This window comes from Halobacillus faecis (assembly GCF_007991335.1).
Classification (GTDB): Bacteria; Bacillota; Bacilli; order Bacillales; family Halobacillaceae; genus Halobacillus; species Halobacillus faecis.
The window spans coordinates 1-22255 of record NZ_BJYD01000012.1 but is presented as its reverse complement, the minus strand read 5'-3'; the positions used below and the strand labels follow the sequence as shown (position 1 = coordinate 22255).

Annotated in this window: 24 protein-coding genes, 2 tRNA genes and 1 other RNA gene; 20 read left to right on the top strand and 7 right to left on the bottom strand. The window is 43.9% G+C overall.

What is annotated here, in order from left to right; translation table 11 throughout:
- The first annotated feature begins 62 nt into the window (after positions 1–62).
- A tRNA-Ser gene (locus HFA01_RS06625) sits at positions 63–155 on the top strand.
- Between the two features lie 144 nt (positions 156–299).
- On the opposite strand, the gene HFA01_RS06620 is transcribed toward HFA01_RS06625, so the two are convergent.
- A complete protein-coding gene (locus HFA01_RS06620; RefSeq protein WP_146814471.1) occupies positions 300–644 on the bottom strand; it encodes a winged helix-turn-helix transcriptional regulator in 345 nt (114 codons plus the stop codon).
- A gap of 275 nt (positions 645–919) precedes the next feature.
- Between HFA01_RS06620 and HFA01_RS06615 the strand changes: the two genes are divergently transcribed.
- Positions 920–2128 (top strand): MFS transporter, encoded by a 1209-nt coding sequence (locus HFA01_RS06615; RefSeq protein WP_146814469.1) that lies wholly within the window; start codon positions 920–922, stop codon positions 2126–2128.
- 78 nt (positions 2129–2206) lie between these two features.
- Complete coding sequence (locus HFA01_RS06610) at positions 2207–2662, top strand: NUDIX hydrolase (RefSeq protein ID WP_146814466.1); 456 nt, start codon at positions 2207–2209, stop codon at positions 2660–2662.
- 36 nt (positions 2663–2698) lie between these two features.
- On the opposite strand, the gene HFA01_RS06605 is transcribed toward HFA01_RS06610, so the two are convergent.
- Positions 2699–3382, bottom strand: coding sequence for a deoxynucleoside kinase (locus tag HFA01_RS06605; RefSeq protein ID WP_089650756.1), 684 nt, complete (start codon positions 3380–3382; stop codon positions 2699–2701).
- A complete protein-coding gene (locus tag HFA01_RS06600; RefSeq protein WP_146814464.1) occupies positions 3379–4020 on the bottom strand; it encodes a deoxynucleoside kinase in 642 nt (213 codons plus the stop codon). Before HFA01_RS06600 ends, HFA01_RS06605 begins: the two co-directional genes overlap by 4 nt.
- Before the next feature lie 196 nt (positions 4021–4216).
- On the opposite strand from HFA01_RS06600, the gene HFA01_RS06595 reads away from it, so the two are divergent.
- A tRNA-Arg gene (locus tag HFA01_RS06595) sits at positions 4217–4289 on the top strand.
- Positions 4290–4311: 22 nt separating this feature from the next.
- On the opposite strand, the gene modB is transcribed toward HFA01_RS06595, so the two are convergent.
- A complete protein-coding gene (modB, locus tag HFA01_RS06590) occupies positions 4312–4995 on the bottom strand; it encodes a molybdate ABC transporter permease subunit (RefSeq protein WP_146814462.1) in 684 nt (227 codons plus the stop codon).
- Positions 4992–5777, bottom strand: a complete 786-nt coding sequence (gene modA, locus HFA01_RS06585; protein WP_146814460.1) for a molybdate ABC transporter substrate-binding protein — start codon at positions 5775–5777, stop codon at positions 4992–4994. Before modA ends, modB begins: the two co-directional genes overlap by 4 nt.
- A 95-nt stretch (positions 5778–5872) precedes the next feature.
- Between modA and HFA01_RS06580 the strand changes: the two genes are divergently transcribed.
- From HFA01_RS06580 to aldA, 4 genes are all read left to right on the top strand, one after another.
- Positions 5873–6529 (top strand): M50 family metallopeptidase, encoded by a 657-nt coding sequence (locus tag HFA01_RS06580; RefSeq protein ID WP_146814458.1) that lies wholly within the window; start codon positions 5873–5875, stop codon positions 6527–6529.
- Positions 6530–6632: 103 nt separating this feature from the next.
- On the top strand, positions 6633–6743 hold the full coding sequence (locus tag HFA01_RS06575) for a YjcZ family sporulation protein (protein ID WP_089650761.1): 111 nt from the start codon (positions 6633–6635) through the stop codon (positions 6741–6743).
- Positions 6744–6852: 109 nt separating this feature from the next.
- On the top strand, positions 6853–7104 hold the full coding sequence (locus HFA01_RS06570) for a hypothetical protein (RefSeq protein WP_146814456.1): 252 nt from the start codon (positions 6853–6855) through the stop codon (positions 7102–7104).
- Positions 7105–7791: 687 nt separating this feature from the next.
- Positions 7792–9243, top strand: coding sequence for an aldehyde dehydrogenase (aldA, locus tag HFA01_RS06565; RefSeq protein ID WP_146814454.1), 1452 nt, complete (start codon positions 7792–7794; stop codon positions 9241–9243).
- Positions 9244–9282: 39 nt separating this feature from the next.
- Here the strand turns inward: aldA and queF are convergent, their stop codons facing one another.
- Positions 9283–9777, bottom strand: a complete 495-nt coding sequence (gene queF / locus HFA01_RS06560) for a preQ(1) synthase (protein ID WP_146814452.1) — start codon at positions 9775–9777, stop codon at positions 9283–9285.
- A 366-nt stretch (positions 9778–10143) separates the two neighbouring features.
- On the opposite strand from queF, the gene acsA reads away from it, so the two are divergent.
- From acsA to HFA01_RS06535, 5 genes are all read left to right on the top strand, one after another.
- Entirely contained in the window at positions 10144–11853 is a 1710-nt protein-coding gene (gene acsA / locus HFA01_RS06555; protein ID WP_146814450.1) for an acetate--CoA ligase, read from the top strand.
- A gap of 157 nt (positions 11854–12010) precedes the next feature.
- On the top strand, positions 12011–13321 hold the full coding sequence (locus tag HFA01_RS06550) for a purine/pyrimidine permease (protein ID WP_146814448.1): 1311 nt from the start codon (positions 12011–12013) through the stop codon (positions 13319–13321).
- 30 nt (positions 13322–13351) lie between these two features.
- Positions 13352–14674, top strand: coding sequence for a lysine N(6)-hydroxylase/L-ornithine N(5)-oxygenase family protein (locus HFA01_RS06545; RefSeq protein ID WP_146814446.1), 1323 nt, complete (start codon positions 13352–13354; stop codon positions 14672–14674).
- A gap of 86 nt (positions 14675–14760) precedes the next feature.
- Positions 14761–15273 (top strand): type 1 glutamine amidotransferase domain-containing protein, encoded by a 513-nt coding sequence (locus tag HFA01_RS06540; protein ID WP_146814444.1) that lies wholly within the window; start codon positions 14761–14763, stop codon positions 15271–15273.
- 372 nt (positions 15274–15645) lie between these two features.
- Complete coding sequence (locus HFA01_RS06535) at positions 15646–16413, top strand: DUF3891 family protein (protein WP_146814442.1); 768 nt, start codon at positions 15646–15648, stop codon at positions 16411–16413.
- A 73-nt stretch (positions 16414–16486) separates the two neighbouring features.
- Here the strand turns inward: HFA01_RS06535 and HFA01_RS06530 are convergent, their stop codons facing one another.
- On the bottom strand, positions 16487–17773 hold the full coding sequence (locus HFA01_RS06530) for a glycoside hydrolase family 18 protein (RefSeq protein WP_146814440.1): 1287 nt from the start codon (positions 17771–17773) through the stop codon (positions 16487–16489).
- A gap of 81 nt (positions 17774–17854) precedes the next feature.
- Here HFA01_RS06530 and tadA point away from each other — a divergent pair, with 81 nt between their 5' ends.
- The 7 genes from tadA (at position 17855) to HFA01_RS06495 (ending at position 22030) form a co-directional block, all read left to right on the top strand.
- Complete coding sequence (tadA, locus tag HFA01_RS06525) at positions 17855–18337, top strand: tRNA adenosine(34) deaminase TadA (RefSeq protein WP_146814438.1); 483 nt, start codon at positions 17855–17857, stop codon at positions 18335–18337.
- Between the two features lie 50 nt (positions 18338–18387).
- Positions 18388–18653: signal recognition particle sRNA large type (ffs, locus tag HFA01_RS06520), an RNA gene on the top strand.
- A gap of 135 nt (positions 18654–18788) precedes the next feature.
- Positions 18789–20516, top strand: a complete 1728-nt coding sequence (gene dnaX, locus HFA01_RS06515; protein WP_146814436.1) for a DNA polymerase III subunit gamma/tau — start codon at positions 18789–18791, stop codon at positions 20514–20516.
- Positions 20517–20541: 25 nt separating this feature from the next.
- Entirely contained in the window at positions 20542–20859 is a 318-nt protein-coding gene (locus HFA01_RS06510) for a YbaB/EbfC family nucleoid-associated protein (RefSeq protein WP_146814434.1), read from the top strand.
- Positions 20860–20870: 11 nt separating this feature from the next.
- Positions 20871–21467 carry a recombination mediator RecR gene (gene recR, locus HFA01_RS06505; RefSeq protein ID WP_146814432.1) on the top strand — a complete coding sequence of 199 codons (597 nt, stop codon included), beginning with the start codon at positions 20871–20873 and terminating at the stop codon, positions 21465–21467.
- A gap of 12 nt (positions 21468–21479) precedes the next feature.
- Positions 21480–21695, top strand: coding sequence for a YaaL family protein (locus tag HFA01_RS06500; protein WP_146814430.1), 216 nt, complete (start codon positions 21480–21482; stop codon positions 21693–21695).
- A gap of 71 nt (positions 21696–21766) precedes the next feature.
- Complete coding sequence (locus HFA01_RS06495) at positions 21767–22030, top strand: pro-sigmaK processing inhibitor BofA family protein (RefSeq protein WP_146814428.1); 264 nt, start codon at positions 21767–21769, stop codon at positions 22028–22030.
- Positions 22031–22255 lie beyond the last annotated feature (225 nt).

Genomic DNA, 22255 nt, shown 5'->3' with positions numbered 1-22255 from the left:
AGTTAAAGGATTTTGTTGACGGATTCGGACAACCATGATATTATATTTATTGTCGGTCACACGGAGGAGTACCCAAGTCCGGCTGAAGGGAGCGGTCTTGAAAACCGCCAGGGGGTTTACGCCCCGCGGGGGTTCGAATCCCTCCTCCTCCGCCATATTATTATCAACAATAGCGCATAAATATTGGAGATTTATAGAACAGAAATCGTTACTTCGAGTAACGATTTTTTATTTTGCTCTCAATTGAATGGAAAAAGGCCCTCACCGGAGATGACCGGTGGGGGCCTTTTTATATCTTTTTAAGAATCCAATAATACCTCTTCTTTATTGGGATAAGTCTTTTCAATATGCTGCTCGCCCCAGGCACACAGCATGTCTAATGCCCCTTTTAATGTCCATCCGTATTCCGTCAGTTCATATTCCACTTTAGGAGGTACCTGATTATAAACGATTCGCTTAATAACTCCATCGCTTTCCAATTCCCTCAGCTGCTGGGTCAACATTTTTTGTGTGATTCCTGGCATTAATCGTTTGAGCTCACTCGTCCGTCGTTTATTTTCGATCAAGTGACACAGAATGACGACTTTCCACTTTCCTCCGATCACTTCAAGAGCAGCTTCGACCGGTATATTATATTTAGGCATGAGATTGACCTCCTTTAGAGCCCTATGTTTCTTTTTAGCATGTATATCCATTGATTCACTATACACGATAGGAACACAAGTTAAAAAGATTTTGCACGAACTGTCTCACGATCCCTTATTTTATACAATTGTTACTTCCAGGTGCCTATAGCACATAGAAGTACGTACTTCTCAAGTGTTCGATCAGCCCTCATAATAAGGTTTGTCATCCAGAGGCCCCCTGGAGACATTGATTTCAGTTTTAATTCTTATTTATCTTTGTTAGGAGGAAAATGATGAGTTCACACGCAGAGAATATTCAAGAAAATTCTCTTGATTATAAGTCGAAAAGTTTTCCGTTGGCTTTGTTGGCTCTTGCTATTAGCGCGTTTGGGATAGGAACGACAGAATTCGTACCCGTAGGTTTGTTATCAACGATGGCTGATGATCTTTCTATATCGATTACGCTTGCGGGTCTATTGATATCCGGTTATGCAGTCGGTGTTGCTGTAGGAGCTCCTGTTTTGACAGCTCTCACTAATAAAATCAGCAGGAAAAGTTTATTACTTGCTCTCATGGTTGTTTTCATTCTTGGTAATTTAGTGGCTTCAGTTTCGACAAGTTTTACCTTGCTGTTAATGGCGAGGATCATCACTGCTTTTTCTCACGGAATATTCTTTTCTATCGGTTCGACCATTGCTGCAAGTTTAGTTCCTGAGCATAAGCGAGCGAGTGCCATTGCCTTTATGTTTACTGGATTGACTGTTGCGACAGTGACCGGTGTGCCTCTAGGAACATTCATTGGACAAACCTTTGGTTGGAGGGCAACATTTGCCGGGGTAGCCTTGCTCGGCGTAATCGGCATCATCGCAAGTGCTTTGCTTGTCCCGAAAAACTTGGAAGAAGCACCTCCAGCAAGCTTTCGTGACCAATTAAAAATATTAACCGAAAAAAGAATTCTGCTATCCTTCGCTATTACAGGATTAGGGTATGGCGGTACGTTTGTGGCGTTTACCTATCTTGCTCCTTTACTAGAAGAAGTGACAGGTTTCGATCCGAAATTTGTCAGTGTGATCCTGCTCATTTATGGAGTTGCGGTGGCGATCGGAAATACGATTGGCGGTAAAGTTTCAAATAAGAGACCGATCCAAGCATTGTTTTGGATGTTTGTGTTGCAGGCGATCGTATTGCTCCTTTTGGCCTTCGTCATTCCATTTAAAGTTTTCAGTTTGGTCGTATTGTTTTTCATGGGATTGTTTGCATTCATGAATGTACCTGCTTTGCAGATCTTGGTCGTTCAATTAGCGGAGAAATATGTGCCATCTGCGGTCAATGTAGCTTCCGCTTTGAATATTGCCGCGTTCAATGTAGGAATCGCTATTGGCTCCTCTGTTGGTGGTGTCATCGTTGATACGATTGGTCTTGTTCATACACCATGGATTGGTGCAGTGATGGTGGCTGGCGCTGTCATCCTAACAAAAATTCTGAGTACGATGGAACGATAATCTATAAAAAGGACTCCTTTATTCAAAGGGGTCCTTTTCTCTTGTTATACTAAAAGGTGGGGAGAGAGGAGGGATGGTATGGGTTATGTTGAGGATTTACGTGCAATTATCGGCCACCGGCCCATAATATTAGTTGGATCGGTTGTGATCATCATTGATGAAAAGGGACGGATATTGTTGCAGGAACGAACGTCTCCACAAGGTGTATGGGGCCTGCCGGGAGGCTTGATGGAGCTTGGAGAAAGCACGGAACAAGTCGCGAAACGTGAAGCGCTCGAAGAGACTGGATTGGAAGTCGATGACCTGCAATTGTTAAATGTTTACTCGGGGGAGGATCAGTTCAGTAGAGCTCCGAATGGCGATGAGTTTTACGTTGTGACAACAGCTTATTTCACTAGACATTATCGTGGGAACTATGCTTTTGATCCCGAAGAAACCATGCAGGTGAAATTTTTTGAGTTTCATGACTTTCCTGAGAAAATGATTGGCAGTCATCGGATGATGATAGAGGATTATAGACAAAAAAACTCCTGATGTCGGATCAACGCATCAGGAGCTTCTTCTTTATGATTAGGTCAATAAATGACTGGAGCGCCATTTACGTGATTGTTGGATGAAGTGACCGATTTTTTCTAGGACGGGTTCGATGCTTGTTTTGTCATTCAATACGTCGTAGTCGGCAATATTGAGACGCAGGACAGGGCAGGAATTGAAATTATCAATCCAATTGTCATAACGCGTGAACATCTCTTCCCAATATTCAATCGGCGTTTCTTGTTCCATCGGACGTCCACGTTCTTTGATGCGGGAAAGAATATCATCAAACGAACCTTCCAAATAAATCAAAAGATCGGGATGAGGGAAATATGGTGTCATCACCATCGCATCAAAAAGGTTCCGGTAGGTTTCATAATCGGTTGCGGACATCGTCCCTTTTTCGTAGTGCATGCGTGCAAAAATGCCGGTATCTTCATAAATGGAACGGTCCTGGATGAACCCGCCGCCATATTCGAAGATTTTCTTTTGTTCTTTGAAGCGTTCCGCTAAGAAGTAAATCTGTAAATGGAAGCTCCAGCGTTCAAAATCCTGATAGAATTTGTCGAGATATGGATTGGTATCGACTTTTTCAAAAGAGGTACGAAAGTTGAGGGCATCAGCGAGAGCATTGGTCATCGTTGACTTGCCGACACCGACCGTACCTGCAATCGTTATGACGCTGTCATGTGGAATTCCATAGCGTTCACGTGCATTCATTTGATAACTTCTCCTTTATTTAAATGCTGCTCTACTTGATCAACAATATAATTTAAATCGTCTTGATGTTTTACGAAGTCTAAATGATCCCCGTTCAAACGGATCACAGGAATCTCTGGGTGAGTGGCTTCGAAATGTCTCATGAAGTCTTCGTAGTCTTGAGAGAGTTGTTCAAGATAAGAAGGTTGAATATTTGCCTCTACATCACGGTTACGCATGCGGATGCGTTCGAGCAGTGTATCTAAACTCGCATGTAAATAGACGACCATATTCGGTTTAGGCATATCGTGTGTTAATATATCAAAAATCTGCGCATACTTGTCAAATTGATCTTCTCTCAACGTGCGCCGTGCGAAAATCATATTCTTAGATATATGGTAGTCGGCGACCACCGGCTTCCCCGACTGCAAATATTTGCGATCGATGTCTTCGAGCTGCTTGAAGCGATTGCACAAGAAGAACATCTCCGTTTGGAAGCTCCATTCTTCAATATTGTCGTAAAACTTGCCTAAAAACGGGTTCTCCTCAACGATTTCCTTCAGCAAATGAAAATCAAACTGGGAGGCGAGCTTTTTAGACAGAGACGTTTTCCCAACCCCAATGGGCCCTTCAACGGATATGAAAGGTAAATCTCCCATCTCTTTTCCTCCTTCAAACTCATTTCAAAAAAACGTGAGTGTTCCTCACTCACATACAAAATACGATACTTTTAGACAGACAAATAATATTTTATCACATACATACGTTGGAAGTAACATCCGAGCGATAATTTTAAGGTGCATTTGCTTTTCAATCTTTGGTTTGTTTTGTATAATATTACTCGTACGTTCATACGCCCCCGTAGCTCAGGGGATAGAGCATCGGTTTCCTAAACCGTGTGCCGCAGGTTCGAATCCTGCCGGGGGCGCTGGCTGAAGCTTATTGAAGCTTCAGCTTTTTTTATGATTTCTTACAAAATTAATTTTCCTTCGACTCCACGTGTTGAGCCATAATACTGCACTAAACCCAAGACAGAGAATGACAACCACCCACATGAAGGCTTCTTCCATTCGCCCTGATTCGACAGCGAAATAGATGGCAAGTGGAATGGTATCTGTTTCACCAGGGATGTAGCCGGCGATCATTAATGTAGCTCCGAATTCACCAAGGGAACGAGCGAAAGCCATGACTAACCCGGCAAGCAATCCAGGCCAAGCTAACGGAAGCGATATGGTGAAGAATACTTTTATTTTCGAAGCCCCCATTGTCAAAGCTGCATTCTCCAAGTTTTGATCATAATTTTGAAAAGCTGCTGATGCACTCTGATACATAAGAGGAAACGAAACGACAGCAGACGCAATGACTGCCCCGGTCCACGAAAAAATCACCTGAAAACCAAACCAGTCCATGAGCCATTGTCCAATCCACCCGTTTTTGCCAAACAAATAAAGCAAACCAAAACCAATTACTGTTGGAGGAAGAACGAGAGGCAGCAGAAGTATGGATTCTAAAATACTTTTCCCGGGAAATAATTTTCTGGAAATGATTCGTGCGCTGATCATTCCGATTATAAACACCATGAAAGTAGCAATCCCTGCCACTTTCAGAGACAAAAGAAGAGGTTCGACGTTCATTGTTCTATCTTTCCACCTCTCATAGGATTGAATCCATAAGCTTTGTATTTTTCTGTTGCATGGTCACTGGTTAAAAAGGTAAGAAATTTCTGCCCTTGGTCCTTAGTCCGGCTTTTTGAAAGAACGATTCCCGGATATACAATCGAATCGTGGAAGGTAGGGTCAACTTGTGTAAGAGTGGTCACCTGATCGGAAATCAAGGCATCACTGGCATAAACAAAACCATAGTCCACCTGCCCGGATTCGACATAAGCAAGAACTTGTCTGACATCACTTCCAAATACCATCTGATCCTTCAACTTTCTCCAAAGCTGAATCCTTTCGAGCGTCTGTTTCGTATAAGTACCAGCAGGCACACTCTCCGGATTACCGACGGCCAGCTGTTCGCTTTCTGTAAGTTCCAGTTCCTGAATCGTGTCCAAACGACTCTTAGATTCATCACCAATAAGCACAATCCGGTTTGTGGCAAATTCTATGTATGTATCCTTTTCGACAAGATCCTGTTCCTTAAGTAATTCAATCCAGCGAAGATCTGCAGACAAGAACACGTCTACAGGAGCTCCTTGTTCAATCTGTCTTGCCAGTTTACCTGATCCTCCATATATGGTTTCTACTTCTATATTATATTTTTCCTCAAAATGAGGAGTTAGCTCTTCCAGGACGTCTTTTAGACTTGCAGCAGCTGCTATTCTTATGTTCGTGTCATTAGAATCTGATGGAGAAGTGCAACTGCATAAGATTAGTAAAATCATCATACTCCATATCCATGTTAACTTTCGCATGTCTATTCCCCTTTGTTACCATTGGTTCTATTCTTAAGATACGTTATATGTCAGTAGAAAGCGATTAAAAGGTCATAAAGAAAGGAGTGCGCTTTATGAAATTACAAGTTCTTTCCACACTTATCCTTGCTTTATTGCTCACACAACTCCCAGTCATAGGGAAGTATTTCGCTATCTTGAATACTATGATCCACGAGAGTGGTCATTCCCTGATGGCATTGATTACAGGTGGAGAAGTTAGGAGAATCTCTCTGCTTCCCAATACGTCCGGTTTTGCTTTGACCGGACATACATCATGGATCGGGCAAGTATTAACAAGCTTAGCCGGCTATGTATTTGCCTCTTTCTTCGCGTTCGTCTTTTTTTTCCTCATTAGTCGTGGTCAGTATAAGTGGATGGTTTACCTATTAATAGCGTTCCTTGCTATCAATCTCTTATTCTGGGTGAGGAATGTTTATGGCATCTTCTGGATCCTTACATTTGGAGCTGGGTTTGTATGGCTGTTGAGAACCGGTCATGAACAGGTGGTCCAGTATGTCTTATTGTTTCTTGCTTCGCTCGTCCTTGTCGAGTCTGTGACCAGTGCATTTGAGGTGATGTGGATCAGCTTCGTGTCACCAGGACAAGCCGGTGATGCAGCAAACTTGGCAAGAGCGACAAAATTTATCCCTGCCCCTTTTTGGGGAGTGGCTTTTTTTGTCCAGTCCTTATACTTTGCCCTCCTTTCTATCAAGCGTGTCTTCCCTTTCTGACGTTGTGAATGAAAAGAAGAAAAAAGTTTAAATTCCGCTCATGCCCTGCCTTCTTATTCCCTTCTGAATAAGGTAGTAAAGTAAGAAGAGAGGGGGGAATGGAATGAGCGGAGGATACGGTGGCGGTTTCGCGCTATTGGTTGTTTTGTTCATCCTTTTGATCATCATCGGTGCATCTTATATGGGTGGCCGTGGATACGGTTATGGATACTAATAAATAAACAAAGCGGGAATCTTTTCCCGCTGTTACATAAAATCAAACGTTTCTCGAGGTTTGGAAAAGGGTATCAGGGGACTAGAATAATTGGACGGAGGCGTCGTTTATGGATTTAAAAGAACACTTAGTTGCACATGGGTATGACCACATTGATATTCTTCTTATTGATGAGGAGGGTGACCAAACGACAGTTGCCGACATTTCCCTGCCAAAGGTCACTGATTTAGAGTACAAGCTTTATCTCAAGCCGGAAACAATCTCTTATCATTTTAAGGAAGAGGATCCTTATTTCGAGGCTGAGCAGCAATCAGAGTCCGGTGATGGCAAGAAAATCAAAGGTTTCATCCTCGAATGGTAAAGTCCTGTCCCCACAGGGCTTTTTTTTATGCCCAAAATAACACTTAGCCATTGCAGATAAGCTCCCTATTCTGGAAGACTCAGTTTCGAGGCTTTTGTGTGCGTTTAGGGGCTGCGGGAAATGGTTCGCTTTCCATGGGGCGGGCGGTGAGCCTCCTCAGGCTACGCCTTCCGGGGTCTCACCTGTCCCACACGTCCCATAGGAGTCTCACCATTTCCCTCCGCCCCTTGACCATATATGTATCTCGAAACCACATCCAGAATAAGAAGCTTATATCCCAGTGAAAATAGAAGAAAAACAAACTCCCACGGTGGCTATTTTTGGCGCTTGAAGCTTGCTATATAGCGTTTTATGCGTATAATACCAGGATAGTGAAAGGCAGTCTCCCTCGGTATAGGGGTTCGTTACCCACATAATACGAATAGGGTGGCTGGGAAGCTGCGAGACTCCCGTGGGAGAAAGGAGGTAGGTGAGATCCCGTAGGACGTAGTCCGAGGAAGCTCACCACTCCCCCACAGGAAAGCGAGTAGCTTCCCAGCCATCCCTGACGCTCATCCCAAGCAACGAACCCCGAAACATCTCGAAATCGAGTCTTCCGCAATCCTGCCATATTGTTGAACACTAGTTTGTTTATTCTCTATCTCAGGGGGAATGAAAATGGTAAATCCCAACAGGAGGTCATCTTTCATGCAGCAACATAAACTTTACATTAACGGAGAATATACAGAATCAAATGGGTCTGAATGGATTGATATTTTAAATCCGGCGACCGAAGAGGTCATTTCTCAAATACCTAAAGGCACCGAGGACGATGTGAATCGTGCGGTGAAAGCAGCATTTGAAGCGCAAAAAGGATGGGAACTAACACCCAATATTGAACGCGGAAAAATCGTCAGGAAACTCGGAGATCGTATTGAAGAAAACCGTGCGACTTTTATTGATTTACTCCAAGAAGAGCAAGGGAAAGATTATGAGCTTGCCAGTGGAGAAGTAGACCTTGCCATCGATTATTTCCGTTACATGTCTGAGTGGGCACGTAGGATTGAAGGAGAAATTGTACCAAGTGACCGTAAGAATGAGAATATCTTCATTTATAAAAAGCCGATCGGAGTGGTGGCGGGGATTGTCCCTTGGAATTTCCCTGTGTTCATTTTAGCCCGTAAAGTAGCCACGGCACTTGTAACAGGAAATACATTAGTATTAAAACCAAGTCAGCAGACACCGAACACCGCGATGGAATTCACAAAAATCGTTGACTCGATGGACGAGATTCCAAAAGGGGTATATAACGTGGTGACAGGTACAGGTTCAGAAATCGGGAATACCCTTGCTTCTCATCCAAACGTGCACATGATATCCATGACGGGGAGTGTGCCCGCAGGAACGAAAGTAATGGAAGCAGCGGCACAGAATATTACCAAAGTGAATTTGGAGCTTGGAGGGAAAGCACCTGCCATTGTCACGGCTAATGCGGATCTGGATGTTGCAGCTGAAAGCATTACAACATCCCGCCTCGCTAATAATGGACAAGCGTGTACAAACGCTGAGCGTGTCTACGTTCATGAAAGTGTGGCGGATGAGCTTATCGCTAAGTTACGTCATAAATTTGAATCAATAACCATGGGCGATCCTCGTGAAAATAAGGAAGCGGATGTCGGTCCTCTTGTAAGTAAAGATCGCCTTGAAGAAGTGGAGAGCATGGTAAAAGAAGCGGTCGATGCAGGAGCGAAAGTTGAAATTGGAGGAGAACGTGGAGACTTAGACAAAGGTTATTTTTATAAGCCGACGATCCTTACAAATGTAAACCATGAAATGAAGATTATACAGGAAGAGATCTTCGGTCCGGTCATCCCTGTGACGACATTCAAAACATTGGATGAGGCGATTGAAAAAGGAAATGATACAGATTACGGATTATCCTCCTCTGTTTATACCGAAGACATGAATGAAGCTATGCGTGTCGTGAATGAACTGAAGTTCGGTGAAACGTTCGTAAATCGTGAAAACTTCGAAGCTGTCCAGGGCTATCATGCAGGAATGAGGAAGTCAGGACTTGGTGGAGCGGATGGGAAACACGGAATGGAAGATTTCCTTGTCACCCAAGTCGTTTATATGCAGTATAAAGATGATAAAAAATAAACAAGCAAAAGAGCTGCGATATTTGTCGCAGCTCTTTTTTTATCGGTTATCGACTTTTTCAGGGTAAAGATCATGATTCATCAAGCGATGATCCGCCATTTGTTCAAATTTCGTGCCTGGTTTTCCGTAATTGCAGAATGGGTCAATGGAAATCCCGCCACGAGGGGTGAACTTACCCCACACTTCAATGTAACGGGGATCCATTAAGTCAATCAGGTCGTTCATGATTGTATTCACACTATCTTCGTGGAAATCTCCGTGGTTCCGGAAGCTGAAAAGATAGAGTTTGAGTGACTTACTTTCCACCATTTTCACATTTGGAATATAGCTGATATAGATGGTTGCAAAATCAGGCTGGCGGGTCTTCGGGCATAGGGTTGTGAATTCCGGACAGTTGAATTTAACGAAATAGTCACGGTTCGGGTGCTGGTTATCAAATGTTTCGAGGACATCCGGGTCATACTCGAAAGAATAGGAAGTTCCTTGGTTACCAAGGAGTGATAAATCAAGGTCTTGATCGTTGCGTCCTGGCATGAGTCATGCTCCTTTTTAATGTATTTTCAATAAAAAAGCCGCAGCGGCTAAGGGCTGCGGCTTATCAAAAGACGTGGTCCTTAGTTTTTTATAGAGGGGTTAGCTAAGAAACCTCTATTATGAAGCTATTATGCTCGTTTCATTATATAAACAGAGAAGAATGCTGTCAATTTACCTCGTTCCCTTGTCCTAATTCTGTAAATCTTTGGAGATAACACTTTAAATATGAGTAGAAATCCCCTACAATAGAAGTAATTCATAAAATTTTCAGAAAAGTATGCAGTTCGTGGCTCTGAAAGGATCAGAGCTTTCTTCAGCCACAAAAGGAAAACGTTTACAAAACATTCTTATGAGGTGATGATGAATATGGACATGAAACCAATTCCAGCTCGATCAGGCAATCACAACATGGAAAACTACAAAGAAGCGTATGAGAATTTCCAGTGGGAAGAAGTGAAAGAACAGTTCTCATGGAACGAGACAGGCAAAGTTAACATTGCCTATGAAGCCGTCGATCGCCATGCAGAAAACCCTGATAAGAAGGATCAGGCAGCTCTGATCTACTCTGCACCGGATAGAGAAGAGACCCTTACTTTTGAAGATTTGAAGCTGAAAAGTAATCAATTCGCAAATGTACTGAAAAAACACAATATAGAAAAAGGCGATCGTGTCTTTCTTTTCATGCCGAGAAGCCCGGAGTTTTATGCCGCCTTCCTTGGTATTCTTAAAGTAGGAGCGATTGCTGGACCGCTGTTTGAAGCATTTATGGAACAAGCCGTACGAGACCGCTTGGAGGACAGTGAAGCGACAATGCTCATTACGACTCCTGAATTGCTTGAGCGTGTGCCGGCAGATGAGCTTCCGAACTTGAAGCAAGTCGTGCTTGTCGGCGGCGATGCACCTGGCAACTACATTTCTTATGAAGAGGAAATGGAGAAAGCATCAGATGAATTTGATATCGAATGGGTGGACCTTGAAGACGGGATGCTTCTTCACTACACGTCTGGTTCAACAGGCAAGCCGAAAGGAGTTTACCACGTCCACAATGCCATGCTCCAACATTACCAAACAGGTAAATGGGTGCTGGACCTAAAAGAAGATGATGTGTACTGGTGTACAGCAGACCCAGGCTGGGTGACAGGGACAAGTTACGGAATCTTTGCTCCATGGTTAAATGGGGTGACGAATGTCATTCGTGGTGGACGATTCAGTCCTGATGATTGGTATGGAACGATTGCAGAGAAAAATGTTTCCGTCTGGTATTCCGCTCCGACAGCTTTCCGTAAACTGTTGAGTGCTGGGGAAGAAGTGGCTAAAAAACATGATCTATCTTCCCTTCGTCACGTGTTAAGTGTAGGAGAACCGTTGAACCCTGAAGTCGTAACATGGGGTCTTTCAGCCTTCGACTTACGGATCCATGATACGTGGTGGATGACGGAAACGGGCGGTATGTTGATTTGTAACTATCCTGCGATGGATATGCGCCCGGGCTCCATGGGTAAACCGTTCCCTGGCATTGAAGCTGCCATTGTCGACAATGAAGGGAATGAACTCCCTGCCAATCAAATGGGGAACCTTGCGATCAAACAGGGATGGCCGTCCATGATGCGTGCCGTATGGAAGAACCCAGGGAAATATGAAAGTTATTTCTTAAATGGCTGGTACGTTTCCGGAGATAGTGCGTATCAAGACGAAGACGGTTATTTCTGGTTCCAAGGCCGTCTTGATGATGTCATCAACACTTCCGGTGAGCGTGTTGGCCCATTTGAAGTGGAGAGTAAGTTGATCGAACACGAAGCAGTAGCGGAAGCGGGAGTCATCGGGAAACCGGACCCTGAACGCGGAGAAATCATTAAAGCGTTCATCACCCTCAGAGATGGGCACGAACAATCCGATGAATTGCTCGAAGACATTCGTCAGTTCGTTAAAAAAGGGTTGAGTGCTCACGCCGCTCCAAGGGAAATTGAAATTAAGGATACGATTCCTAAAACGCGTAGTGGTAAGATCATGAGGCGTCTCCTGAAATCTTGGGAGCTTGGATTACCGACAGGCGATACATCTACTCTTGAAGAGTAATAGCAGAAAGCACAGCCCGCTTTAGGGCTGTGCTTTTCATTTTTTGGGTGCTCGTTTGAAAGGTTGTTTCACGTGGAACGAGCATGGGCGAGAACCTAAATTTCATGAACCCTATGGTAAGATGTGGATAGATATTACATAGATTGCAGGTGGCACAATGAAGAAAGAAGGATCTACACGGTTTTTGGATGGCTCATTAGAGACTGTTCAATGGTTCGTATTTTTGTTGGCGAGTGCAGTAGCTCTGCCCATTGTTATTGGTTCTATTTTTGAATTGAATTTCAATGAGGTTGCAGGATTGATGCAACGAACATTTTTTGTCGTGGGCATCGCTTCCTTCCTACAAGGTGTTTTTGGACACCGTCTCCCAATTATGGAGGGTCCCGCAGGCCTCTGGATCAGCATTTTTGCCGTCATGGCCTATAGCGGGGCGCAGTCGGGCGACAGCTATATGGAAACATTACAAGTTCTCCAGGGGACAATGATATGGGCGGGGATTTTTTTATTCCTGTTCGGTATCTTCCGTTTATCGCACCGTGTCCTTTTTGTATTCACACCACTCGTTACGGGTGCTTTTTTATTTTTACTGACCGTCCAATTGAGTGGAACGTTTCTTAAAGGGATGTTAGGCCTTCAGCAGTCGACAGAAGCAGTGGATGGGAAACAGGCGCTTGTCGCTTTTGTTACGCTTGCGCTTGTGATCGGTCTATCGATTATGGGAACAGGATGGTTGAAAAGTTTCGCTGTTTTGATTGGAATTGCTTTCGGGTGGGTATTGTATGCCATGACTTTCAATGGAACTGCCAGTGAAATAGGAGGAACCTCAGCATTTTCCCTGCCTGAGTTTTTTGCATGGGGACCGCCTCATCTGACCTGGGGCACGCTTCCTTTAGGGTTTATTACCGCTGTCATTTTATTATCAAATCTAGTGGCGTCTATTATCGCGGTCAGTCATACCGTCTACGGAAAACCAAAGTACACTTATGATCAGGTCAACAAAGGAAGCAGTTTTCTAGGAGTCAACCATGGAATTACAGCTGCATTTTCTGCAGTAGCTAACGTTTCACTGGCATCCTCTTCGGGTTTCATGCAATTGACCGGGCAAAAAAGGAAACGTCCATTTTTATATGCATCTCTATTATTAGTCGTGTTTTCGTTCTTCCCTCCGGTGGTAGCATTTATTTCTGGCATTCCCGCACCGGTAGCAAACGCAGCTTTGCTCGCAACTTTTGTCCAATTGATGGGGCTAGGATTATCCAACATGACAAGTGAAACGCTGGATGAGCGGAGACTTACCATTTTAGGACTTTCTTTCTTATTGGGAATTGGGCTCATGTTTCTTCCGCCGGAGGCTTTCAATGGTGTGCCGGCAATAGTACAAAACTTACTAAGCAATGGATTGTTGGTCGGTACTGTCCTCGTCATCGTTCTGGACCGGCTTTGGAAAGAATCAAACACGTCATCATAGGGAAAAGTGATGGTACAAGGAAGTGATGGAATGGAAAATAAAATATATGATGTCATTGGGATCGGAATCGGTCCTTATAATTTAGGAATGGCCGCATTACTTGATCAAACGCAAGAGTTGGATGCTGTCTTTTTTGACAAGACCCCTGAGTTTATCTGGCATCCAGGTATGCTTATTGAAACGATGGATCTGCAGGTTCCTTTTTTAGCAGATCTTGTTTCGTTTGCGGACCCGAAAAGCCCTTATACCTTTATGAATTATTTACATGAGCATGACCGGATGTTCCCTTTCTTCTTCCATCGTCATTTTGAAATTCCGCGTCAAGAATACAATCACTATATGCAGTGGGTGGCCAAGCAGCTAGATGGTCTGTTTTTCGGCCATACCGTCGTTGACGTGATGGACCATAAAGATGAGGATGTCCCCCATTATGAAGTGGTGGTCAAAGAAACAGCAACGGGTGAGAAAAAATATTATCAAGCCAAGCACATTGTCATGGGGACTGGGAGCGAACCGTTGATTTTAGACGGAATGGACCGGTTACCTAACGAAGATGTGATGCATACGAGCCGCTACCTTTTCGAAAAAGATCATTTACTGAAATCAAAACATGTGACCATTGTCGGTTCGGGTCAGAGTGCTTTAGAAGTATTCCTTGATTTATTAGAAGAGCAAGACAGACAGTCAGATATGAAATTAAGCCTATTTACGAGATCCGGTGGGCTTTTTCAATTGGACACGGCTAAGTTTGCGCAGGAAATGTTCACACCAGAATTCGTGGACTATTTTCACGCCCTTAGTCTTCATCAACGGAAGGATGCCCTCGATACGCTTGGCCCTCTAAGGAAAGGGATTGACCCTGATACACTTACAAGACTTTATACAAAGCTTTACCATCGCACAGCCGGTATGAAGGATAGTCGTGTTCTTATTCAACCGATGACTGAAATTACAGGGATTGAGGCGAAAGAGGACGGAAGGTATCACCTGCAATGTAAACAGTGGCAGGAAGAAGTCGAGTACACGTATCCTACAGATAAAGTTGTGCTGGCCACAGGGTATAAACCTCATTTTCCTGACTGGTTCTCAACCCGATTCAAAGATCAAATTGAATGGGAAGAGGAAGGGATGTATAAAGTATCACGTGATTATCAACTCCTTTTCAACGATGATCGTAACCATCACTTCTTTACGTTGACCAACCTCGTCCACTCACATGGAGCAGGAGCTACAAACTTAGGATTATCCGTCCACCGGAATGTCCATATCATCAACACAATTGCAGGGAGAGAATTGTATAGGAATCAATCGGACACAACTTTCCAGCAGTTTTCTATGAAAGAGTTCAAATAACCATAAAGTGGTTTGAAATCATCTCACGGGGGAAGATATCCTATGTGTTTAAATTCAACCCATACATTCAAGGAGATGATGTAGATATGAGTAAGATTGCTTGTGTCATGACGTCCATGTTTGAAGATGTAGAATATACACAACCGGCAGAAGCGTTCTCAAACGAAGGCCACGAAGTTACGACCATTGAATGGGAAGCAGGCAAAGAAGTAGAAGGAAAACAGGGAGAAGCTTCCGTTAAGATTGATACATCCATCGATGACGTGAAACCAGAAGACTTTGATGCTTTGTTTATCCCTGGTGGTTTTTCACCTGATATTCTGCGTGGGGATGAGAAATTCGTTTCCTTTGCGAAACATTTTATGGATGAAAAGAAACCTGTATTCGCAATCTGCCATGGCCCACAACTATTGATTACGGCTAAAACTCTTGAAGGGCGCACAGCGACCGGGTTCAAATCCATTTCCGTTGATATGGAATATGCAGGCGTCAACTATGAGGATAAAGAAGTTGTCGTTTGTCAGAATCAGCTGGTCACAAGCCGCCAGCCCGATGACATTCCAGCCTTTAACCGCGAAGCATTAAAACTCTTGAAATAAACACCAGAAAGGCCATGAGGGAACTCCCACATGGCCTTTTTCTTCGTCTCAATAAATCAACCGTCTGATTATACATAAGCTCCCTATTCTTGAAGGCCCAGTTTCGAGATGACTGGGGTTCGTTTGTCATATTGAGCGTCAGGGGTGGTTGGAAAGCGAGTCATTCCCCTCCGCCCCATCCACTCAATAAACATCTCAAAATTGAGTCTTACACAATCCTGCCAAATTGTTAAAAAACGTTTACCAAAACAGTACCAATTTTGTAACCTCCTATTGTAGAGAGGAGAAGAAAGTTCCTATATAATGAAAGGAAGATCATAGATCGTTCTATATTACATACATGCATACGTATTGAAGGAGGAGGACCAAACGATGATTGTCATTGAGAAAGAACAATATTTTCACATGATTCCTCAGCATGAGCATGCCAAAATTTCAGCCCGAATCGTTGCTCATTGGAAAAATAATTTTTTGTTGCGCTCAAAATTGAGAGAAGAAGCAGATTGGGCGATTCAGCAGCACGATAGAGCCTGGATTCCACTGGATGATCATCCTGAATGGAATGAAGAAAAGCAGCGCCCTTATACGTTCGTCGATTATCCGTTAGAGAAAAAACTGCAGGCCTACCAACGCGGAATTGAAGAGGTAGCTGCCCGCTCCTTGTATGCTGGTATGCTTTGCAGTATGCACTACGCGTCGTTCTTTTCTAAAGATGACAAGAATCCTACTGTACAGACGTTCTTAGCTGAAGAAAAAACACGTCAGCAGGATCTTTTCGAATCAATGGAAATGGACATACCCTATGATATCTATGACCTTCATTTTCGCCGGCTGCAATTTTGTGATGATTTGTCTCTTTATGTATGCATGCAGGAACCTGGAACACCCAAGGAAGAAGAAGTTCCATGGTTTAAAAACGGATTTAGACAGTCCTTTGATTTTGCCCCAAGTGGCATGAATGCCCATTGGGTGGATAAAGAGAAAGTTTCCGTTTATCCTTTTCCATTTGAAAAGCCATTCAGCATAGAGGTTCCCTACCGTCCAGTTTTAAAAAGGGAAATTGAAGAAAAAGGTCTATCTCAGGCGTTTCACGATACAGAGGTTCAAACCCACGTCGTTACTTTTGTGAAAAAAGAATAGTCACTTACATTTTCAAAAGTGTAAGCGACTGTTTAATGTTTTGCCTGATTGTTTGCAGGCAAGGAGCATCTCTTTATTTCTTATCAATACTGAATTGCCCATCGAGCAACACCCAGTTTTGAGGGAAGGAAAGACCTAGTTTCCAGTAACTGATGCCAAGAAGGCCACGATCTTTTATTAAGTCGAACTTTCGTTGAATCGATCGGGCATCTTCAAACCACACTTCGTGTTTCTTTCCTGCATCATCCATATAAGTGAAGTAAGGGGCCTGCTCTTTTTGATCATAGGAAATCGGAACATTGTTCTCTCTCGCAATTTGAATCGCTTGCTGTGGGCTGATTGCCTTTGCAAATTCTCCACCTGGTTCATAAGGAAGGGTCCAGTCATACCCATATAAGTTTTGACCGAGAAGAATCTTTTCTGCAGGCATTTCTGTCAACGCATAATCAACCACGTCTGTCACGGGACCGATTGGAGCTACGGCACGTGGAGGGCCGCCGCTGTATCCCCATTCATAAGTCATTAATACAACGAAGTCTACAATCTCTCCGTGGGTTTTATAGTCATGGGCTTCGTACCAAGCTCCTTTTTGATCGGCGCTTGTTTTAGGAGCAAGAGCGGTTGATATGAGTAGCCCCTTTGCTGCCAATCGCTTTTTCGCTTTCCTCAAAAACTGGTTATAGTTCTCTTTCATTTCAGGAGGGAGAAACTCCATATCAAAGTGGACGTCTTGAAAACCTACTTGTTTAGTCGTTTGAATGATGTTGTCGAGCAGTTTATCTTGAAGAGCTTCATCAGATAGGATTTTTCTACCTAATTCAGCATTGAATCCATCTTCGGCAAGGTTTGTGACAACCATCATAAGAGCGGTATCGTTTTGTTGAGCAATTTCCTTGAAATTATCAAGCGGCGGGGCTTTTAACGAAGCGTCTTCCTGGATTTCATAACTGAACGGCGCCAGGTAGGTCAGCGACCCCGCTCTATTTTCAGCTGAGGCGCGAAGTGTGTCGGATACTTCCCCGCCGTAGGGCTCGATGTAGGCATTCGCTGTAATCGGACGCGGTGGTTCATCGGGGATGTAGAGACGTAACCCAACGGAAAGAGGAGCCCCGACTTGAAGTCCGTTTACCTGGGCCAGCTTTTCAGCCGTGGTATTGAACTTTTGAGCAATGGAATATAAGCTGTCCCCTTGCTGGACAAAATAAAATTGGCCGACAATCGGTATAACAAGAGCCTGACCGATGACAAGGTCACCCGGGGTCTCCAGCTCATTTGCCTCAATAATGGCATTTGGCGTACTATCATAGAGACCAGCAATGGAGAATACTGAGTCTCCTTCTTGAACGACGTGAATTTGCATATGGATTCGCTCCTTTCTCATCTTTAATAATGTATGAAAGAGGAAAACGGAATTATTCTTGAAAATCACAGGAGGAACATCATGCTTGACGATGAACATTATATGAAACTTGCTTTAGAGGAAGCAGAAAAAGCAGAGTTGGAAGGGGAAGTTCCAATAGGTGCTGTCATTGTAAAAGATGGGGAAGTCATCGCCACAGGATACAACCAGAGAGAAACGTCCCAACTGGCTTCGTCTCATGCCGAATTTATAGCAATTGAAAGGGCGAACAAGCAAGTAGGAAGCTGGAGGCTTGAAGAATGTACATTGTATGTCACTTTAGAGCCTTGTCCAATGTGTGCGGGAGCTATCTTACAATCGAGAATTCCGAGGATCGTTTATGGTGCCAAGGATCCAAAAGCGGGTTGTGCAGGTACGCTTCTTAATCTATTAGATGACGATCGCTTCAATCATAAATCAGAAGTTCTACCGGGAGTTATGGAAGAAACATGCGGAAAAATATTAACAGATTTCTTCCGTCATCTGCGTGAGCGCAAGAAAAAGAAGCCATCGACTAATAATTAACAGTGTTTTATCATTGCATTTTTCTCTAAAACTCGCTATACTTGTTAATGCCGTGATAAGCGGGGAGGTAGCGGTGCCCTGTACTCGCAATCCGCTATAGCGAGGCCGAATCCCCATCCGAGGTGGTGCGGCCTTAAGGTCTGCCTTATGTGAGTGGTGTTGACACCCAGGTCCTGCGCAACGGGAACCAGTGAATCCTGTCAGGTCCGGAAGGAAGCAGCAGTAAGCTGTCTCTCCCGTGTGCCGTGGGAGTGCCTGGGTCGAGCCACAACCATAAGTAACGCTTAGGGCCACATCATCGAAGATGGGTGCACGGCATTACATAAGCAACCACAAAGAGCTGTTATGATCCATTCATAACAGCTCTTTTTTTATACCTATTTTCGAAGGTTCACATCATAACCTTGAATCAGGTATAATGAGGTAGAGACTATAAAGGGAGAACGGTTTTATGAGCTATCAGGCTTTATATCGCGTATGGCGCCCGCGAAATTTTGAAGGAGTCGTCGGACAAACGCATATTACACGGACACTGCAGAATGCGATTGAGCAGAATAAATTTTCGCATGCGTATTTATTCTCTGGCCCGAGGGGGACAGGGAAAACGAGTGCTGCCAAAATTTTCGCCAAAGCCATCAACTGCGAGCGTTCCCCTGTAAAGGAACCGTGTAACGAGTGTGATGCTTGTCTTGGAATTCAGGATGGATCGATTTCAGATGTCATTGAAATTGACGCGGCTTCAAACAATGGCGTCGAGCAAATCAGGGAGATCCGGGACAAGGTTAAATATGCTCCCAGTGCAGTGCCTTACAAAGTGTACATCATCGATGAGGTTCATATGCTTTCTATGGGGGCTTTCAACGCTTTACTGAAAACGTTGGAAGAACCACCAAAACATGTCATATTTATACTTGCAACAACAGAGCCTCATAAAATTCCGTTAACGATTATATCCAGATGTCAACGATTTGACTTTAAGCGGATTTCGCAAAAAGCGATGGTAGAGCGAATGGAAAAAATCACATCGGTTGAAGAGATTGCTATTGCTAGAGAAGCGCTGGAGATTGTAGCGCTAACAGCAGAAGGTGGAATGCGTGATGCGTTGAGTCTTCTTGATCAGGCGATTTCCTACAGTGAAGATGAAGTGACGATTGAAGACGTTCTGGCCGTTACGGGTTCGGTTTCTCAAAGTAAATTAACAGCGGTTTTGGAGTCGCTTCACAGTCAGGATGCAAGGGCAGCCCTCGAAGCGGTGGATGACTTGATTCAACAAGGGAAAGATCCTGGCCGTTTTGTTTTCGACCTGATTTATTATTTGAGAGACCTGCTTTTATTCCAAAGTGCCCCGGACCTTGAGCATAATTTGGAAAGGGCGATTCCTGATGAAGGTTTCAAACGTTTATCAGGTGATTTGTCCCCCGTTTGGATTCAGCAAGCCATCCGCGAGTTGAACCGTTGTCAGCAGGAAATGAAATGGACGACGAGCCCGAAAGTTTTCATTGAAATCGCCATGCTTAATATGGTGGAAGTCCAGGCGCGACCTGCCCAAGGACAGCCTGTGCAGTCAGAAGCGGTGGATCAGCTGGCTAGAAAGATTGAAGGCCTTGAAAAAGAGCTGGCCGCCCTGAAAGAAAAAGGAGTCAGTGCAACGGCGCAACCACAATCCGCGCCGAAAAAGCGGGCTCCTGCAAAATCAGGGAAAAAAGGGTATAATGTTCCCTATGAACGTATTCGCCAAGTGTTGAACGAAGCGTCTAAGGAAGACATTAAGAACGTTCAGGGACGCTGGGCGGACTTCATGGAAGCTTTAAAGCGGACGAATGCCCCGGCACATGCAACGCTCTTGAATAGTAAGCCGAGGGCTGCCTCTTCTAAGGCACTGGTGCTTGCCTTCCGGTATGATATCCATTGTTCATTGGCATTGGAACATCAGAAGACAATTGAACCATTGCTTACTGAATTTATTGGCAAACCGATGACGATTATACCGATCCCTGAACCAAACTGGCAGGAGATCAGGGAAGAATTCGTCCGAAAACAGAAACAATCATCTGACGGTGGGACTGGAGTAGAAGGAGAAGAAAGTGAAACGTCCCCATCCCAAACGGGTGGAGAGGACCCTTTAGTTTCAGAAGCCCGGAAATTGGTCGGAGATGATTTGATAGAAGTACAAGATTAACAGCTATTTAAAGGAGGAATGCTCCATGCGTGGTGGAGGAAACATGAATAACATGATGAAACAAATGCAAAAAATGCAGAAGAAAATGATGAAGGCTCAAGAAGAGCTTTATGAAATGACATTCGAATCTTCTGCAGGCGGCGGTATGGTAAAAGTGACAGCGAACGGAAAGAAAGAAATCACCGACGTAGCTATCGCTGAAGAAGTCGTGGATCCAGATGATGTAGAAATGCTGCAAGATTTGATCATCACAGCTACGAATGACGTATTGAAGCAAGTAGATGACAAAACAAATGATACTATGGGACAATTCACGAAAGGTATGCCTGGAGGAATGTTCTAGGAGGAATTTTCATGTATTACCCGGAACCGATATCAAAACTGATCGACAGTTTTACGAAACTGCCAGGAATCGGACCAAAAACGGCTGTTCGCCTGGCTTTTTTCGTTTTAGAAATGGAAGAGGATGATGTCCTCGACTTTGCCAAATCACTGGTCAATGCTAAGAGAGAACTTACTCACTGTTCCATTTGCGGGCACATTACCGACCAGGACCCATGCTCCATCTGCCAGGATGAATCAAGAGACCAAACGTTGATTTGTGTTGTACAGGATCCTAAAGATGTCATTGCTATGGAGAAAATGAAAGAATTCAGTGGGAAGTATCACGTACTTCACGGCGCGATTTCGCCTATGGATGGCATCGGTCCAGAAGATATCAATGTAGCAAGTCTGATCAACCGTTTAAAGGATGAGGGAATTGAAGAATTGATTCTCGCAACGAACCCGAACATCGAAGGGGAAGCGACAGCGATGTATATTTCCCGTCTCGTGAAACCTTCTGGTATTCGCATGACGAGGATTGCTCATGGTCTACCGGTTGGGGGCGATCTTGAATATGCAGACGAAGTAACCCTGTCCAAAGCTCTTGAAGGACGAAGAGAACTTTAGGGGGGAGAAGACTTGTTCAGCAGAAAAAAAACAGTGAAAAAAGAAATGGATCGTGAACTCCTCCTTCATATTAAAGAATTGAAGCGGGAGTGGGAAACTTTAAACACGATCATTGAACAGAGCATCGAACCGAGCGACGACGGATTAAATGATTTAGCCGTCGCCAAAGCGAAGTATTTCTACCTATTAAGAGAAGCGAGGTTCAGAGGGATCAACGCTTTGTCTTAATCGATGTACTACCCTCTTGTTTACAAGCATAGACTGTTGATAGAACAGTTTCTTGGACAAGGGGGTTTTTTATGGATCCGGTGCTCGTCATTCTCTTATTAGGGCTAGCCATCCCATTACTACTCATTATAGGTATGCCGGCAAAACCGTTGAAGGTTGTGGGACAAGTGATGACAAGGCTGATTGTGGCCGTTATTCTCTTGTTTTTTGTGAACCTATTCGGAGCTCAATTTGGTCTGCATGTTCCAATCAATGGTTTTACAGCAATTGTATCAGTTATCTTAGGGGTTCCAGGGGTTTTGTCTTTAACAGCTATTCATTTTTGGGTTATATAAAAGGGCGAGGTTTCATACTTCGTCCTTTTTATTTTTCTCGGAATCCCTGTTATTAGAAACTTTCCTTATTAGTTGATTTACCTTCTAACACTTTTAAAACTCCCCTCTTATGGAAGAATCCACTGATAGGGGATACATTCTTTGAAAATATGTATCTTTTTTTTAAAAACCTATTGCGTCATTCAAAATGCCATGATATATTATTACTTGTCGCGTTAAGAGAGC